General features: G+C 68.0%; 13 protein-coding genes. 7 read left to right on the forward strand and 6 right to left on the reverse strand.

What is annotated here, in order from left to right:
- Positions 1 to 251: 251 nt before the first annotated feature.
- From AB4851_RS25395 to AB4851_RS25415, 5 genes are read left to right on the forward strand one after another with little or no spacing between them, the layout of a single operon-like run.
- Positions 252 to 1,688 (forward strand): NAD(P)/FAD-dependent oxidoreductase, encoded by a 1,437-nt coding sequence (locus AB4851_RS25395; protein ID WP_414449279.1) that lies wholly within the window; start codon positions 252 to 254, stop codon positions 1,686 to 1,688.
- 36 nt (positions 1,689 to 1,724) lie between these two features.
- Positions 1,725 to 2,309: a LysE family translocator gene (locus tag AB4851_RS25400; protein WP_414449280.1), complete on the forward strand. Its 585-nt coding sequence runs from the start codon at positions 1,725 to 1,727 to the stop codon at positions 2,307 to 2,309.
- Between the two features lie 14 nt (positions 2,310 to 2,323).
- Positions 2,324 to 3,757: an NAD(P)/FAD-dependent oxidoreductase gene (locus AB4851_RS25405; protein ID WP_414449281.1), complete on the forward strand. Its 1,434-nt coding sequence runs from the start codon at positions 2,324 to 2,326 to the stop codon at positions 3,755 to 3,757.
- Positions 3,754 to 4,770 carry a methyltransferase gene (locus AB4851_RS25410; protein ID WP_414449282.1) on the forward strand — a complete coding sequence of 339 codons (1,017 nt, stop codon included), beginning with the start codon at positions 3,754 to 3,756 and terminating at the stop codon, positions 4,768 to 4,770. Before AB4851_RS25405 ends, AB4851_RS25410 begins: the two co-directional genes overlap by 4 nt.
- The gene (locus tag AB4851_RS25415) at positions 4,767 to 6,428 is read left to right on the forward strand and encodes an FAD-dependent monooxygenase (RefSeq protein ID WP_414449283.1); all 1,662 of its coding nucleotides are present in this window, start codon (positions 4,767 to 4,769) and stop codon (positions 6,426 to 6,428) included. Before AB4851_RS25410 ends, AB4851_RS25415 begins: the two co-directional genes overlap by 4 nt.
- A 16-nt stretch (positions 6,429 to 6,444) precedes the next feature.
- Here the strand turns inward: AB4851_RS25415 and AB4851_RS25420 are convergent, their stop codons facing one another.
- Complete coding sequence (locus AB4851_RS25420; RefSeq protein WP_414449284.1) at positions 6,445 to 8,055, reverse strand: FAD-dependent monooxygenase; 1,611 nt, start codon at positions 8,053 to 8,055, stop codon at positions 6,445 to 6,447.
- Positions 8,056 to 8,188: 133 nt separating this feature from the next.
- The gene (locus tag AB4851_RS25425) at positions 8,189 to 8,623 is read right to left on the reverse strand and encodes a hypothetical protein (protein WP_414449285.1); all 435 of its coding nucleotides are present in this window, start codon (positions 8,621 to 8,623) and stop codon (positions 8,189 to 8,191) included.
- A gap of 45 nt (positions 8,624 to 8,668) precedes the next feature.
- Here AB4851_RS25425 and AB4851_RS25430 point away from each other — a divergent pair, with 45 nt between their 5' ends.
- Entirely contained in the window at positions 8,669 to 11,461 is a 2,793-nt protein-coding gene (locus AB4851_RS25430; protein ID WP_414449286.1) for an HD domain-containing phosphohydrolase, read from the forward strand.
- A gap of 44 nt (positions 11,462 to 11,505) precedes the next feature.
- Complete coding sequence (locus AB4851_RS25435) at positions 11,506 to 11,955, forward strand: hypothetical protein (RefSeq protein ID WP_414449287.1); 450 nt, start codon at positions 11,506 to 11,508, stop codon at positions 11,953 to 11,955.
- Positions 11,956 to 11,990: 35 nt separating this feature from the next.
- On the opposite strand, the gene aldA is transcribed toward AB4851_RS25435, so the two are convergent.
- The 4 genes from aldA to AB4851_RS25455 all read right to left on the reverse strand — a co-directional run bounded on the left by aldA (position 11,991) and on the right by AB4851_RS25455 (position 17,135).
- Positions 11,991 to 13,427 (reverse strand): aldehyde dehydrogenase, encoded by a 1,437-nt coding sequence (gene aldA / locus AB4851_RS25440; RefSeq protein ID WP_414449288.1) that lies wholly within the window; start codon positions 13,425 to 13,427, stop codon positions 11,991 to 11,993.
- Positions 13,428 to 13,492: 65 nt separating this feature from the next.
- On the reverse strand, positions 13,493 to 14,317 hold the full coding sequence (locus AB4851_RS25445) for an HpcH/HpaI aldolase family protein (protein ID WP_414449289.1): 825 nt from the start codon (positions 14,315 to 14,317) through the stop codon (positions 13,493 to 13,495).
- A 212-nt stretch (positions 14,318 to 14,529) separates the two neighbouring features.
- Positions 14,530 to 15,714: an L-rhamnonate dehydratase gene (gene rhmD, locus AB4851_RS25450; protein ID WP_414445272.1), complete on the reverse strand. Its 1,185-nt coding sequence runs from the start codon at positions 15,712 to 15,714 to the stop codon at positions 14,530 to 14,532.
- Between the two features lie 89 nt (positions 15,715 to 15,803).
- Complete coding sequence (locus AB4851_RS25455) at positions 15,804 to 17,135, reverse strand: MFS transporter (RefSeq protein ID WP_414449290.1); 1,332 nt, start codon at positions 17,133 to 17,135, stop codon at positions 15,804 to 15,806.
- Positions 17,136 to 17,245 lie beyond the last annotated feature (110 nt).

Genomic DNA, 17,245 nt, shown 5'->3' on the forward strand with positions numbered 1-17,245 from the left:
GCAGCGCTTTCCACACCACCTCACGCGGCATTCATTTCCTTTACGACATCGCAGGCACGGCGAGTGGCCTTCGCACGCGTGCTCATTTTGTTAGGCATTCATCTGAAAAAAGATGGAATACGCGGCGGCGTGGCGCTGTTCTGTGAGGGTAGCGAGAACGAACCGGTGCGGTGTTTCAGGCACGGGCGCTCTTCGATCATGAGCACGCAACGAACAGTGTCCCTGTCGTCCATTCTGAGAGGAGTCATGCGATGCACAAGCGAGTTGCGGTACTGGTGATCGGGGGCGGCCCGGGCGGCGCCACCGCGGCGGCCATTCTGGCCAAGGACGGGTTGGAGGTGCTGTTGCTGGAGCGCGATACGTTTCCGCGCTATCACATCGGCGAATCGTTGCTGGCGTCGTGCCAGTCGACGCTGAAATTGTCGGGCGCGTACGAGGCGGTCAAGGCGCACGACTTTCAGATCAAGCGCGGCGGCGTGGTGTATTGGGGCGACGACAAGTGGGTGCTGGACTGGCGGCAGCTCGTCGATCCGGACATCTGGTCGTGGCAGGTCGATCGCGCCACCTACGACGACATCCTGCTGCGCAATGCCGAGAAGCAGGGCGTGGAAGTGATCGAAGGTGCGAGCGTCAAGCGCATCGTGTTCGACGGCGAGCGCGCTGTGGCGGCCGAATGGACGCGGCGCGGCGAGGACGTCACGCAGCGCGTCGAATTCGATTACGTGATCGACGCCTCGGGCCGCCACGGGCTGATCGCGCAGCAGCATTTCGACATGCGCCAGCAACACGAGGTGTTCCAGAACGTGGCGATGTGGTCGTACTGGAGCGGCGCGGAACTGCTGCCCGACAGCCCGGAAGGCGGCATCAACGTGGTGTCCGCGCCCGATGGCTGGTGGTGGAACATTCCGCTCGGCAACGACCGCTACAGCATCGGCATGGTCACGCACAAGAACAAGTTCGTGGCGGACCGGCGCGGCTTCGACTCGCTGGAGGATTACTACCTGGCCCGCGTCGCGCAATCGCCGGCCATCCAGGGCGTGACGCGCAACGCCACGCGCGTGGCGCCGGTCAAGGTCGAGCAGGATTATTCGTATGTCGCGGAACGCTTCTGCGGGCCGGGCTACCTGCTGGTGGGCGATGCCGCCTGTTTCCTCGATCCGCTGCTGTCCACCGGTGTGCATCTGGCCCAATACAGCGGCATGATCGCCGCGGCCTCGATCATCAGTACAACGAAAGGCGACGTGCGGGAAGCCGAAGGCCGCGCCTTCTTCGAATATGTCTATCGGCGCGCCTATACGCGGATGCTGGTGCTGGTGTCGCGCATGTACGAGCGCTATCAGGGCGCCGACGACTATTTCTGGAACGCGCAGAAGCTGGTGCACGAATCGGCGCGCAAGGTCGAGCCGATCCGCGATTTCACGACCATCACCACCGGCCTGACCGACATCGACGAAGCCGCGAACGTGGATACCCGCATCCTGAACGACGTGCTGATGCAGGAAGCGAAGACCATGCAGGACACCAGCCTGCAAGGCTCGGCGCCGTCGGACATCACGGCGCTGGACATGCAGCCGTTGTTCGGCGACTGGTTCAGCCTGAGCGGCGAGGATGCCAGCGTGAGCCGGCTCGAACTGGTCACGTCGCCGTCGCTCGGGCTGCGCCGCATCACCACCCCCACCGCCGTCTGAGACGGCCCAACCATCCATGAGTACGGAGCCCCGGCTGTGATCCAACCGCTTCTCTTCACCTTGACCGTGATGACCATCCTGGCCATGCCGGGGCCGACCAACACGCTGCTGGCCACCGGCGGCGCGACCCTCGGCCTGCGTCGCGCCTTGCCGTTGGCGTTGGCCGAGGCATTGGGTTACGGCATCGCGATCCTGGCGGTCGGGCTGTTGCTGAAGCCGGTGCTGGCGCAGTGGCCGCAGTTCGCGCGGGTGTTGCGGGTGGCCGTGTCGGCCTATCTGTTTTACCTCGCCTGGACGCTGTTTCGCAGCGGGCGCGGCGATCAGGCCGAGCGGATCGGCCCCGGGCCGATCGCGCCGCGCCGCGTGTTCGTTGCCACGCTGCTGAACCCCAAGGCGCTGGTGTTCGCGATCAACGTGATCCCGTTCGACAGCCCGCACGTGGCGTTCTATCTGCTCGGCTTCGTCGCGATCCTGGCGCCGCTGTCGATCGCCTGGATCCTGCTCGGCGCGGCACTCGGCAAGGCCGCGGCCGGCACCGGGCGCGAGCGGTGGATCGCGCGTGCCGGGGCGGCGGTGCTCGGATCGTTCGGGGTCCTGCTCATGGCCTCTGCATTGAAGTAACGAGGAGTTTCATCATGAATCGACGCGTACAGGTATTGGTGATCGGCGGCGGCCCCGGCGGCTCGACCGCGGCGGCGCTGCTGGCCAAGGAAGGCCACGACGTGCTGCTGCTGGAGCGCGACACGTTTCCGCGCTATCACATCGGCGAATCGCTGCTGGCCTCGTGCCAGGCCACGCTCAAGCTGTCCGGCGCCTACGAGGCGGTCAAGGCGTACGGCTTTCAGATCAAGCGCGGCGCGCTGATCCACTGGGCCGACGACGAATGGGTGCTCGACTGGCGCAAGCTGGTCGATCAGGATGCCTGGTCATGGCAGGTCGATCGCGCCACCTACGACGACATCCTGCTGCGCAACGCCGAGCAGCAGGGCGTGGAGGTGATCGAGGGCGCGACGGTCAAGCGTATCGTGTTCGACGGCGAGCGCGCGGTGGCCGCCGAATGGATGCGGCGCGGCGAGGACGTGACGCAGCGCGTGGATTTCGACTACGTGATCGACGCCTCGGGTCGCCACGGCTTGCTGTCGCAGCAGCATTTCGACATGCGCCAGCAACACGAAATCTTCAAGAACGTGGCGGTGTGGTCGTACTGGACCGGGGCGGAGCTGCTGCCCGACAGCCCGGAAGGCGCGATCAACGTGGTGTCCGCGCCCGATGGCTGGTGGTGGCACATTCCGCTCGGCAACGATCGCTACAGCGTGGGCCTGGTCACGCACCGCAACGCGTTTCTGCGCGATCGGCCCGGCTTCGATTCGCTCGAAGCCTACTATCTCGACCGCCTGAGCCAGTCGAAGGCGATTCGCGGCGTCACCGCACAGGCCACGCGCGTCGCGCCGGTCAAGGTCGAGCAGGATTACTCGTACGTATCGGACCGATTCTGCGGGCCGGGCTACATGATCGTCGGCGACGCGGCCTGCTTCCTCGATCCGCTGTTGTCCACCGGCGTGCATCTGGCGCAGTACAGCGGCATGATCGCGGCGGCAGCCATCAACAGCGTCGTGAAGCAGGAAATCGACGAAGGCGAGGGCTGGCGCTTCTTCGAGTACATCTATCGGCGCGCCTATACGCGAATGCTGGTGCTGGTGTCGCGCATGTATCAGTCGTACAAGGGCAAGGACGAGTATTTCTGGAGCGCGCAGAAACTGGTGCATGCGAGCACGCATCACGACGAGCCGGTGCGCAACTTCACCGATATCAGCGCGGGCCTGAGCGATATCCACGAGGCCAACGACATCGATACGCGCGCGCTGACGCAGCAACTGCTCGACGCCGCCGAGGCCGAGCAGGACGCCAAGGCTGCGCGCGTGCCCACCACCAACCTGCATACGCTGGACGTGTCGGTGTCGTGGGGGCCGTGGCGCAGCCTCGAAGGCGCGGACACCACGCTGGAGGACATCCGCCTCGTGACCCAGCCATCGCTCGGGCTGCGTCGCGCCGCACGGAGCGAGGCATGATGAACGCCCCGGCCGAGATGCTCGAATTGATTACCGGCGCATGGAAAACGCAGGTCGTGCATGCGTTTGCCGCATTGTCGGTGGCCGAGGCGCTGGACGCCGCGCCGTTGCCGCCCGACCAACTGGCGCGCCGCCTGGGCGCCGACGCCGATGCCCTGACGCGGCTGCTGAGGGCCGGCGCGGCCCTCGGCCTCGTGCGGTGCGATGCCGAGGGCCGCTATTCCGGCTCGCCGCTGCTCGACACATTGCGCGCGAGCGGCCCCGGCTCGCTGCGCGGCTACGCGATGGCGGTGGCGATGCCGGGGCACTGGCTGCCGTGGGGGCGCGCCGTCGATGCGGTGCGCTCCGGCGGGCGGCAAACGGCGGTGACGCTGGGCGGCGAGCTGTGGGATCACTACCGCACGGAGCCCAACGAGGCGGCGGTGTTCTCGGCCGGCATGAGCGCCTTGACGAACCTCGTGGCGGCCGACGCGGCGCGGCTCGTCGATACCGCCGGCACCCGCGTGGCGGTGGACCTCGGCGGCGCATCGGGCACGCTGGTACGCGCGCTGATGGCGGCCAACCCGGCGCTCGAAGGCGTCGTGCTCGATCTGCCGCACGTGGTGGACGATGCGCGCGCGGCCGCCGACCTGCAGGGCCTGGGCACGCGCCTGCGGGCGGTGGCCGGCGATTTCTTCGCGCCGCTGCCCGACGCCGATCTGTATCTGCTCAAGCACATCCTGCACGACTGGGACGATGCATCGTGCGTGCGAATCCTGCGCAACTGCCGCGACGGGCTGGTTGCGGGCGGCCGCGTCGCCGTGATCGAACTGGCGCTGCCCGATGCCGGCGATGCGGCGGCGGCCGGTTCGTTCGCATCCCTGATGGATCTGACGATGCTGATGCTGACCCCGGGCCGCGAGCGCACGCTGGCCGAATATGAGGCCTTGTTTGCCGCAGCCGGGCTGGCGCTGCGCAAGGTCACGCCGCTGCCGGCCACCGCGATGCTCATCATGGAGGCTGGCCACGCATGAACGCACATGTCGCCATCGTCGGCGCGGGGCCGGTGGGCATGGTGGCCGCGCTGCTGCTCGATCGTCACGGTGTGGCCGTCACGCTGTTCGATACCGAGGCCGCCACGCGCAACGGCCCGCGCGGCAGCACCCACAACGCCCGCACCATGGAGTTGTATCGGCAGCTCGGGCTGGCCGCCGGCATTCGGCGGCTCGGCCTGCCCGACGCGCATCCGACCGACGTACGCTACCTGACGCGGCTCGCCGGTTTCGAGCTGGCGCGGCTCGCGATGCCGTCCGAACGCGACAAGCGGCAGGCGGTGGCCGACAGCGGCCCGCTCGATCAGGTGCCCGAACCGGTGTTGCGCGCGAACCAGATGCAGGTGGAGGCGCATCTGGCCGAGCACATCCGCACGCAAACCGGCATCGATTACCGGCCCGGCTGGCATGTCGAGACGTTCCGGCAGGACGCGGGCGGCGTGACGCTGCGCGCCAATCACGCCGCGCTCGGCGCATCGACGTTCGAGTGCGATTACCTGATCGGTTGCGACGGCGCGCGCAGCATGGTGCGCGATGAACTGGGCATCGCGCTGGAGGGCCCGGACGGCATCGGCAGCCAGTATTTCGGCGGCCGGATGCTGGCCACCTATTTCCGTGCGCCGGCCTTGTATGCGGGCTGTCTGCGCGAGCGCCGGGCGTTCCAGTACTGGATCAGCAATCCCGATGCGCGCGCAACCTTGATCGCGCTGGACGGTCACGGTGAATTCCTGATGTTCACGCAGGCGCCGCCCGGCGACGCGCCCGCCGATGCCCGGCAGATCGTTGAAACTATCCATCGCTGCATCGGCGGCAGCGAGGCCGTGCCGGTCGAGGTCGTGCACACCCGTGCGTGGCGGGCCGGCGCGGCGCTGGTGGCCGAGCGCCTGCACGACCGGCGCGTGTTCCTGGCGGGCGACGCCGCGCACGTCTTCACGCCGACCGGCGGTTTCGGCATGAACACCGGCATCGAGGACGTGGCCAACCTGGCGTGGAAACTGGCCGCGACGCTGCAAGGATGGGGCGGCCCGGCGTTGCTCGACAGCTACGCGCTCGAACGCTTGCCGGTCGCGAAACGCAATGTGGCCGCGGCGCGCGAGTTGTCGCGCCGGGTGGGCGCCGTGCAGACGTCCGCCGACATCGAGCACGATTCACCCGCCGGCGCGGCGCAACGCGCGCAGCTCGGGGCCGTGCTGGCCGGCTTCGCCGATCAGTTCGATTCGATGGGCGTGCATCTCGGGGCGCGCGTCGACGGCTCGCCGATCGTGATCGGCGACGCCGCACCGCCCGCCGACGATTATCGGCACTACCAACCCTCGGGCGTGCCGGGCGGCCGCGCACCGCATTTCTGGATCGATGCGGGGCGCGGGGTGGGCAGTTCGATCTACGACCGGTTCGGCACGGGCTTCACGTTGCTGCGCTTCGATGGCGCGGAGGCGGGCGAGATCGTGCGCGCGGCGGCACGCCGTGCGGTGCGGCTCGACGTGATGGACGTGTCGAACGCGCCGGCGCAAGCGCTCTATGGCGGCGCGCTGGTGCTGATCCGTCCCGATCGCGTGATCGCCTGGCGCGGCAACCGCGATGTCGATGCGGATGGCGCGGAGGCGATATGGCGGCGGCTGACCGGATTCGCGGCGGCTTGAGCAAGGGATTCGGCGGCTAGTCCGCCGTCGCATCCGCCGCTTCACCAAACCAGCGCCGAAGCGTCTCCTCCAACGCGCCTTCATCGACAGCAGCGTCCGTCGCCCAAGCCACGAACCCGTCGGGCCGCACCAGCACGGCGCGCAACCCGAGCCGATCGTTCGCATCGCTGACGAGATGGCGCACGCGCGATCGCCAGCCCGCCAACAGCGCGGCACGCGCCGGGTCCGCATCCGTGGCGCGCGCCGCAAATTCCAGAAACAGGCCACGCCCGTCGCGTAACAGGCTGCCGGCTCGCGTCCCGTCGTGCAACGCGAAATCGGGCAGGCTGCAGCCGACCAGCGGATGCGCGCCACCGAGCTCGTAGCGCAGCGCGATGCCCCACACGCGTTCGGCGAAATACGTCGCGCCGTCGCGCGTGGCGGCCAGATCGCGGATCACGTCGGCCAGCGCGCGCGTGCCGACCGTGGGCCGCATCAACGCAACCTGCGCACGCGACCAGTCGAGCACACGTGCGCCCACCGGGTGCCGCTCGCTCGCGTAGCTGTCGAGCAGGCCGGCCGGCGCGTCGCCGCGCAGCGTGGCGGCCAGCTTCCAGCCGAGGTTAATCGCGTCGCCGATGCCGAGATTGAGGCCCTGGCCACCGAGCGGCGAGTGGATATGCGCGGCATCGCCGGCCAGCAGCACGCGGCCCTGGCGATACGCGCCGGCCTGGCGTGCGCGGTCGGTCCAGGTGGCGGCCAGATGCAGCCGCTCGACCGTGAGATCTAGGCCGGTCACGCGCCGCAACACGGTTTGCACATGGTCGGCGGTGATCGGCTGGAGACGCTGGCATGCGCCGCCGTCGAAATCGACCATCGTGATCGTGCCCGGAGGTGCATAGGTGTACATACCATAGGGCGTGGCGTGACGGCCGGGGCGCAGCGCGGCGAACGCGGCCGAACCGCCCAGTTCCACTTCGACCGAATAGCCGGTGAACTCGGGATCGGTGCCGATGAAATCGAAGCCGGCCGCCTTGCGGATCGTGCTGCGCCCGCCGTCGCAGCCCACCAGCCAGCGCGCGCGGAACGTCTCGCCGCCGGTGGTGTGAACGGTCACGGCGTCGCCATCGTCGTGCAGGCCGTCGACGCGGCAACCGTATCGGAGCGCGGCGCCCAGCGTGCTCGCGTGCCGCGCCAGCACGGTTTCGAGCGCCGCCAGTTCGACTGCCAGCGTATAGCCGGCCGGGCCGGGCAAGTAATACGGCCAGGCCGACGCATCGATCTCGTCGAGATGGAACGCAATCCCCGCGAAATGGCCGCCGGGGCGGTGCGCCGCGTTGCCCGGCCGTTGCCAATGCGCGGACGCCTTGGCGCGGTTCGCCGCGTCGCCTGCCTGCTGCGCGGCGACGATCGCGTCGAGCAGGCCGCGGCGGTGGAACGCGTCGAGCGTGGGCGCGTTCAGGCCGCGCATGCCGAACGGCAGCCGCTTGAGCGGTGAATCAGGTGAACTGAGTGAATCAGGCGCATCGGCCTGTTCGAGCACGAGCACCGAACAGCCGTGCAGGCGCAGTTCGCCGGCCAGGAACAGGCCGACCGGGCCGGCGCCCGCGATGACGACGTCGTAAAGCGAAAGGGAAGGGTGGTGCATGGAAAGCTCCGTTGTCGAGGTTCGACCGGAGCGTTCCTGAGCCAGGACACCGCGCGGACGAACCGGTGAGCGCCTGGGCGGCGCCGGGTTCGTCGCGGGGATCCCGGCACGAGGCCAAAGACCAGAGCTTTCGTTACCGAAAGGACTTGGGCTTACCAGACCAAGTCTGCCTTTTCCGACGCCGCTTTATAGCATCGCGGCGCGCGCCGCGCAATGGTGGCGTGATGGCGGTATGGTTTTTCCGACTCACGGCATTATGAAAAATTGATGTTTCGGCGTGTTGAAAATCCGCGTTCGAACCGGTTTTATCGAACGCATGCTGAAACCCGATTTTTGTCATGTTCGCGCGGTTGTACGCCAATACTGTCGCCTGTATATTGGCCGGGATTTTTACGCCGGATAAAGAACCGGTAATGACTTGAATAGACCAGCCAACAAGAAGTAATACGCACCGGGGATGCTGATGGCCAGACGCTGGCATCTGCCTTTTCGGCTGCACGTCTCGGTGTTCATTGCCGTGGTCGTGTTGCTGATCGGCGGCCTGATCAGCGCGGTGGATTACGATCATTCACGCAGGATTCTCGAGGATCACTCGGCGAATCTGGTGCGCGACATGAGCCGTGAGACCGCGAATGAAATCCAGAGGATGTTGACGCCGGCGTCGATCGCGGTGAAAACCCTGGCCTACGGACATATCGTGCGCACGCATTCCACCGCGCAGCGAATGGCCGTACTCGGTGCATTGCACGCCATCCTGCTCGCGTCGCCGGGCATGGAAGACATTTACATCGGTTATGCGAACGGCGATTTCTTCATGTTTCGCGCGATTCGCAACGACGTGCAACGCCGCGGCCTGCAAGCGCCCGACGCGGCACGTTTCGCATTGCAAACCATTGATCATTCGGTCAAGCCCGCCGCCGGGCATTTCATCTATTTCGACGCCGATCTGCATGTGATCGCGGATGTGACGCGCGCCGAGTATCCGGCCACGTTCGATCCGCGCATGCGTCCGTGGTATCAACAGGCGATCGAGCAGAAGCGCTTGATCCGCACCGCGCCCTATGTGTTCTCGTCGGTGCGCGAAGTGGGTACCACGCTGGCGTTCGCCGCGCCCGATGGCCGCGCGGTGGTGGGCTGCGACATCAACCTCGACACGCTCCAGCAAACGCTCGTCGCGCGCAACACCCTGCCGGGCCTGAGCTTCGCGCTGCTGGGCGCGGACGGCCAACTGGTGGCCTCGACCTGGCAGGCAGGGCCGGTGCACGGCGCGACGGACGACGCCGATCAGCTCGCCAGCAGCGAGGAAATGGCGCAGGTGTCGGTGCTGGCGCGCATGGTCGCGAGCATTCGCGAGGTCGGCCGCGCGGGCTGGCACGCCAGCGTGGTCGAGGCGCAGGACGAGCCGTGGCACATGACGGCGAGCCGGCTCGCGTTCGACGACGTCGCGCCGCTTTACCTGACCTCCGCGATCCGCCAGCGCGATTTGCTGCGCGAGGCCGACGAGCGGCGGCTGATGGTCGGCATCGTCACGCTGGCGATTCTGGCGCTGTCGGTGCCGGTCACATGGTGGTTCGGCGCGATCATCACGCGCCCGCTGAAGAAGCTCGCAGCCCAGGCCGACACGGTGCGCCGCTTCGAGCTGGCGCCGGGCGGCGAGATCGCCACCACGCATATCAGCGAGATCGACCGGCTGGCGGCGCGCATGGAGGAGATGAAGCGCACCATCCGGCGCTTTCTCGACACGATCCAGGCGGTGGCCGCCGAGCCCGATTTCGAACGGCTGATGCCGATGCTGCTGACCGAAATGCTGGCCGAGGCGCACGCCGATGCCGGTGTGCTCTATCTGGCGAGCGAGGACGGCACGGTGCTGCAACCGGCCGCCGCGCGCGACACGCGGCGCGAGGCCGTGAACGAAACGCTCAAGCCGCTCGCGGTGGACACGGCGCCCGCGCTGATCCGCTCGGCGCTGGCCGAGAATCGTGCGCTCGCCGGGCAATTGTCGAACCCGGACATCCTGCAGGCCGGCTTCTCGCAGTTCCGGCTCGGCGCGGGCGATGCGGCCGTGGTGCCGCTCGTGAACCGCGAGGGCGTGCTGGTGGGCGCGTTCGTGCTGCTGCATTCGAAGCCGCTCGAAAAAATGCAGTTGTCGTTCATCGCCGAGCTGACCGGGCTGTTCGTCAGCGCGATCGAAACGCGCGAGCTGATCAAGATGCAGCGCGCGCTGTTCGAATCGTTCATCCAGTTGATCGCCAAGGCCATCGACGCGAAAAGCCCGCACACGGGCGGCCACTGCAACCGCGTGCCGGAGCTGACCAAGATGCTCGCGCAGGCCGCGTGCAGCACGCACGAAGGCCCGTGGCGCGATTTCGATCTCGATGCGCAGCAGTGGGAGGCCTTGCATGTGGCGGCGTGGCTGCACGATTGCGGCAAGATCACCACGCCCGAATACGTGATCGACAAGGCCACCAAGCTCGAAACGCTGTACGACCGAATTCACGAAATCCGCATGCGCTTCGAGGTGCTCAAGTGCGAGACGGAAATCGCTTACCTGAAGGCCGTCGAGGCCGGCATGGATCGCGAGCGCGCCGCGAGCACGCGCGATGCGCTGCTGCGCGAGATCGACGACGATTTCGCGTTCGTGGCGGCCTGCAACGAGGGCGGCGAGTTCATGGACCCGGCGCGGGTCGAGCGGCTCGAACGGATCGGCCGACGCACCTGGCGGCGTACGCTCGACGATCGGCTCGGCGTGTCCGAGGACGAGCGCAAGCGCCAGGCGCGCACGCCGCGCGGGCCGTTGCCGGTGCGCGAACCGCTGCTGGCCGACAAGGCCGAGCACCGCATCGAGCGCGAGAGTGCGGCCACGCCGTTCGGCTCGCCCGACAACCGCTGGGGCTTCCGGATGCACGTGCCCGAGCTGCTGTTCAATCGCGGCGAGCTGTACAACCTCTCGGTGTCGCGCGGCACGCTCTCCGAGGAGGAGCGCTTCAAGATCAACGAGCACATGTTGCAGACCATCATGATGCTGTCGCAACTGCCGTTTCCGCGTCACATGCGCAACGTGCCCGAAATCGCGGGCGGCCATCACGAGAAGATGGACGGCACCGGCTATCCGAAGGGGCTGCGCGGCGACGAGATGAGCCCGCTCGCGCGGATGATGGCGATCGCCGATATCTTCGAGGCGCTGACGGCCGGCGACCGGCCTTACAAGCGCGGCAAGACGCTGTCCGAGGCGATCGCGATCATGGCGTCGATGTGCGAAGCACAGCATATCGACGCGGAGCTGTTCGGCCTGTTCCTGCGCTCGGGCGTGCACCTCGATTACGCGCGGCGCTTCATGCTGCCCGAGCAGATCGACGAGGTGGATATCGCGCGCTACCTCGCGTCGTCAGAGCGCTTGGCGGCCTGAGCCGGCGGCGTATAGTGGCGATTTCCATTCCCGGAAACTTGGCCATGCTGACTTACGCGATTCAGAAAACCGGTGACGACTATTCCCGGTTGGACCCGCAAGGCCCGACCGATTACGCCGGGTTCATCGGTGCGCTGGAGCAGTTTCCGTGGGCGGCGCAACTGGCGCTGTGGGACGTCGACCAGAGCGGCCCGTTGCCCGCGCTGGTGCTGCGCCACACCGGCGATCAGCGCGAATTGTGGATCAGCGCGCTCGGCGCGGATCTCGGCCAGGATTTTCAACTGAACGCCGTGGCGATGCGCGAAAAGAAGCCGAGGTTCGGGTTCGGCAAGCCGAGCATCGAGCGCGATGTCGTCACGTTCGACGTGGAATCGCGCGCCGATGTCGACCGGCTCTGCCAACTGTTTTGCAGTGCGCAATATGCGGCGTTCGACGCGGACGTGGCGCGGCTCGACGAGCGCTCGCGCGAACGCGAGCGCTGGCGCCGCCGCTAACGCCTGGCGCCGCCACTGCCGCGCGGCCCGATCGCTCAGGTCTGCAGATAAACAACCTGCGTGTGCGTGTATTCATACACGCCGTGCTTGCCGTCCGCGCCGCCGATGCCGCTCTTGCGCACACCGGCATGGAAGCCCTGCATGGCCTCGAAGTTCTCGCGGTTCACGTAGGTCTCGCCGAACGACAGGCCGCGAATCGCGTGCATGGCCTTGTTCAGGTTGGTGGTGTAGACCGACGAGGTCAGGCCGTATTCGCAGTCGTTGGCGAGCGCGATGGCCTGGTCGAGATCGTCGATGATCTGGATCGGCAGCACCGGCCCGAAGATTTCCTCGCGCATGATCGCCATGTCCTCGCGGCAGCCGGTGATCACGGTGGGCTCGTAGTGAAAGCCGCGGCCGAGGTCGGCCAGCTTGCCGCCCGTCACCACCGTGCCGCCTTGCTCGACAGCCCGGGCCACCTTCGCCGCCACCTTGTCCAGGCCGCCCTGATTGATCAGCGGCCCCATCTCGACCGACGCGTCCGCGCCCGGATCGCCGTACTTCGTCACACGCATCGCCTCGCTGATGCGCTCGATGAACGCATCGGCCACCTTGCGCTCGACATACACGCGCTCGGCGCAGTTGCAGACCTGCCCGGTGTTGATCACGCGCGAGTTGCGGATCGCCGTCACGGCCAGGTCGAGATCGGCGTCGGCCAGCACGATGGCCGGGGCCTTGCCGCCCAGCTCCAGGTTCAGCTTGGTCAGATTCGTCGCGGCGGCGGCCATGATGCGCTGGCCGGTGGCCACGCTGCCGGTGAAGCTGATCATGTCCACGCCGGCATGCGCACTGAGCTTGCCGCCTACGTCGCCCTTGCCGCCGACCACGTTGAACACGCCCTTCGGCAGCGAAGTTTTCGCCACCAGCTTGGCGAACTCGAAGCAGTTGTTCGGGGTTTCCTCGCTCGGCTTGATGACGATGGTGTTGCCGGTGATGAGCGCCGGCGCCATCTTGCGGGCGATCAGGAAGAACGGGAAATTCCACGGCAGGATGCCGGCCACCACGCCCATCGGCTTGCGGAACAGCAGCATGGTTTCGTTGGCGCGGTCGCTCGGGATGATTTCGCCTTCGATGCGGCGCGCCCACTCGGCCATGTAATCGAGGTAATCGGCCGTGAAGTTGACTTCGACCTCGGCCAGCCCGCGAATCTTGCCGCCTTCGCTGACGATGATGTCGGCCAGCCGCGCCACGTCGGCGCGCAACAGGTCGGCGATCTGGTTCAGGAAGCGGGCGCGTTCGATGGCGGGGCGGGTGCCCCAGGCCGGCTGCGCGCGTCGCGCCGCCTCGATCGCGCGGTCGAGATCGGCAACGCTGGCCACGGGCGCGTGCGACAGCACCGCGCCGGTGGCCGGATTGCGGACCTCGAAATGTTCGGTGGAACTGACGAATTCGCCGTCGATGTACTGCTGGTATTGCGTCGGAGTGCTGGACATGGTCGTCTCCTGGCTGGAATCGGGGTAGGTCGTTGCGTCGTCGTTGGCTTGGGAATCAGCGCGAATCAGTAGGCGCCCTTGGCGCCCGGTTTCGCCGCCGCGCCCACGGCGCCGGCCGGGCGGAAGCGCGCCAGCGCGGCGTCGAGTGCGTCGCGCAGCGCCACGATGTCGATCGCCACGGCCACGAAGCTCGCACCCCATTCGAGGTAGCGGCGCGCCGCGTCCTCGGCTGGCGCGAGGATGCCGGCGGCTTTGCCGGCCCGGCGCGACACCTCGATGATGTGGCGGATCGCCTGCTGCACGGTGTCGTGGCCGGCGTCGTCGGGATGACCGAGCGCGCACGACAGGTCGGCCGGACCGATGAACAGACCGTGCACGCCCTCGGTGGCGGCGATCGCCTCGACGTTCTCCAGCCCCGCGCGCGATTCGATCTGCACGGTCAGGCACAGCGCCGATTCGGCACGCGCCAGGTAGTCGCCCACGCTGCCCCAGCGCGTCGCGCGCGTCAGCGCGCCGCCGATGCCGCGAAAGCCGCCCGGCGGGTAGCGCATCGCGCGCACCAGCGCCGCCGCCTGCTCGGCGGTTTCGACCATCGGCACCATCAGCGTGGTCGCGCCGATGTCGAGCAATTGCTTGATGCGCGCCGGGTCGTGATCGACGGTGCGCACCACCGGCTGAGTCGGGTAGGCGGCCAGCACCTGCAATTGTCGAAGGATGGTCTCGATCGAATTCGGTGCGTGCTCGCCGTCGACCAGCATCCAGTCGTAACCGGTCTGCGCGATGATTTCGGTGGTGTAGCTGCTGGCGAAGCTGTTCCAGGTGCCGAGTTGCGGCGTGTGCGCGGCGAGTGCGTGTTTGAACGGATTGTCGAGCGGGGGCAACGGTGGCATGCGGTGTCTCCGGAAATCGGTAGGGGCTGCGAAATAATTCAGAAGTCGGAAGTCAGGCGGAGCCGGGCGGCGCGGCACGGCGCTACGATCCTACGCCGTACTGAGGATTCGTGGCGCGACGCGTGCGGGCTCGGCGGCCTCGCCGGGCCGGCCGGCCGACGCATTCGGCAACCCGCCGCCAGCAAGCCGCGCGCCCGCCGCGCTCAGTGCGCTCAGTGCGTGTAAGGCCGCGCGAGCTGGCAATCGGGGTTCAGCCGCACGCCGAAGCCGGGCTTGTCGAGCGCCGAGGCGCGCATCCGGCCGCGCTCGGGCACCGGCTCGTCGAGCAATTGCGGATGGAACATCGGCACCACCTGGTCGGCCTTCGGCGCCATCATCAGGAACTCGGCGAACGGGCTGTTGTGGCGCGTGATCACGAAGTGGTAGCTGTAGACCGACGAGCCGTGCGGCACCACCAGCGCGCCGTGCGCGTCGGCCAGCGCCGAGATCTTGATCAGCTCGGTCACGCCGCCGCACCAGCCCACGTCGGGTTGCAGCACGTCGCAGCAGCCCATCTCCAGCAGCAGCCGGAAGCCCCAGCGGGTGGCCTCGTGCTCGCCGGTATTGATCAGCATGCCGGGCGGCGCCGCCTTGCGCAGCGCCGCATAGCCCCAGTAGTCGTCGGGCGGCAGCGCTTCCTCGATCCACTTGAGGCCGTACGCTTGCGCCGCGTGGGCGAGCCGCGTCGCGTAGTTCAGGTCGAGGCTCATCCAGCAGTCCCACATCAGCCAGAAATCGGGGCCGACGCGCTCGCGCATTGCCGCCAGCGCCTCCAGGTTCTTGCGCATCCCTTCGTCGCCCTCGGCCGGGCCGTGATGGAGCGGCATCTTCCCGCCGATGAAGCCCATCTGCTGGGCCAGGTCGGGCCGCGCGCCGGTGGCGTAGAACTGCAGCTCGTCGCGCACCGCGCCGCCGAGCAACTGATGCACCGGCTCGTCGCGCACCTTGCCGAGCAGGTCCCACAGCGCGAGATCCACGCCCGAGATGGTGTTGAGCACCAGCCCCTTGCGGCCGTAATAGAGCGTGCCGAAATACATCTGATCCCAGATCTTCTCGATGTCGGTCACCTTGGCGCCCTCCACGAAGCGCGCCAGATGCTTCTCGACGATATAGGCGGCCGGCTCGCCGCCGGTGGTGACGGCGAAGCCCACCGTGCCGTCGCTGGCTTCCACCTCCACCACCAGCGTGCCGAGCACGTTGATGCCGAAGCTGCGGCGGCTCGCGCGGTATTCGGGGTAGCGGCCCATCGGCGTGGCGATGTGGTCGTCGATCCAGTGGCCGTCTTCCTGGTCGTGGTAATCCGCGCCGCCGCCGCGGAGCGTGTAGGCACGGATCTGCTTGATGGTGGGGACCGACATGATGTTCCTCCGGAGTGCGAACTAGCGAATGAATGACAGCGAGCGGCGTGCAGGGCGAGGCCGCCGCGCGCCTCGAAGAGGGAGCCGCCTCACGGCGAATAGCGCGGCCGCGCCTGCGGCTCGTCGTGCGGCCGTCCGCTCGGCGCGGGTTGCCGGCGCACGGCCAGCACCAGCAGCGCGGCGGCCAGCGTGGTGGCGGCGAGCGTGTAGAGGCCGGCCGACGATGAATGGAACGCGGTCTCGGCGGCCTGCTTGAGGTTCGGCGCGACGAAGCCGCCGAGCGCACCGAGCGAATTGATCAGGCCGAAGCCGGCGGCAGCCGCGCTGCCGCGCAGCGTCGAGGCCGGCAGCACCCAGAACACCGGCTGTACGGCGATGAAGCCGGCGGCGGCGAAACAGAGCGCCAGCAGCGACAGCGCCGGCTGCGCGCTGGCCACCGACGCGGCAATGCCGGCCGCGCTGATCGCGAGCGTGGCGGCGGCGATCTGGCGATGGCGGCCGCTGCGGTCGGCCAGCACCGGCGCCCAGTAGGCGGCCACCAGCGCGCACAGCCACGGCAGCGCCGCTACCAGCCCCACCTCGAAGCCGAGCTTGCGGCCCATCAGCCCGGCCACTTGCGACGGCAGATAGAACACCACGCCGTACACGCTCATCTGGATCAGCAGATACACCGCGCTCAGGTGCAGCACGCGCCGGTCGGCCAGCGCCTGGCGGATCGAGGCCGGGCCGTGGTCGCGCTTGGCGTGATCCTCGGCGTCGAGCGTGGCCACCAGCACCTCGCGCTCGGCGGCCGGCAGCCAGCGCGCGTCGCGCGGCCCGTTGTCGAGCCGGAACCACGCGGCCACGCCCACCACGCTGGCCAGCAGCCCCTCCACCAGGAACAGCCACTGCCAGCCGCGCAGCCCGGCCACGCCGTGCAGATCGAGCAGCAGCCCCGACAGCGGCGAGCCCACCACGAACGCGATCGGCGCGCCGAAATAGAACAGGCCGAGCGCCTTGCCGCGCACCTGGCGCGGAAACCAGTAGGTGAGATACAGGATCACGCCGGGGAAGAAGCCCGCCTCGGCGATCCCGAGCAGGAAGCGCAGCACGTAGAACGCCGTCTCGCCGTGCACCAGCGCGGTGGCCGCCGACACCAGCCCCCAGCTGATCATGATCCGGCACATCCAGAGCCGCGCGCCCACGCGTTCGAGCATCAGGTTGCTCGGCACTTCCACCAGCGCGTAGCCGACGAAGAAGATGCCCGCGCCGAACGCGTAGGCCGCGTCGGACACCCCGGTGTCGAGCTGGAACTGCGCCTTGGCGAAGCCGACGTTGGCGCGATCGAGAAAGGCCATCACGTACATCAGCAGCAGGAACGGCAGCAGCCGTCGCGTGACGCGCCGAATCGCATCGCCGAGCAGGATTGCCGGGTCGTCCATTCATGTCTCCGTTGTTGTTCGTCGCCGTCGATCGCGTGGCCGGCCTTGGCCGGTTCCATCGTCGATCGCGCGTTCGTCGTTGCCGTGCACCGCCCTCGGTGGGCGCGAGG

Origin of the sequence: Burkholderia sp. 22PA0099 (assembly GCF_047497165.1) — a bacterium.
Taxonomy (GTDB): domain Bacteria; phylum Pseudomonadota; class Gammaproteobacteria; order Burkholderiales; family Burkholderiaceae; genus Burkholderia.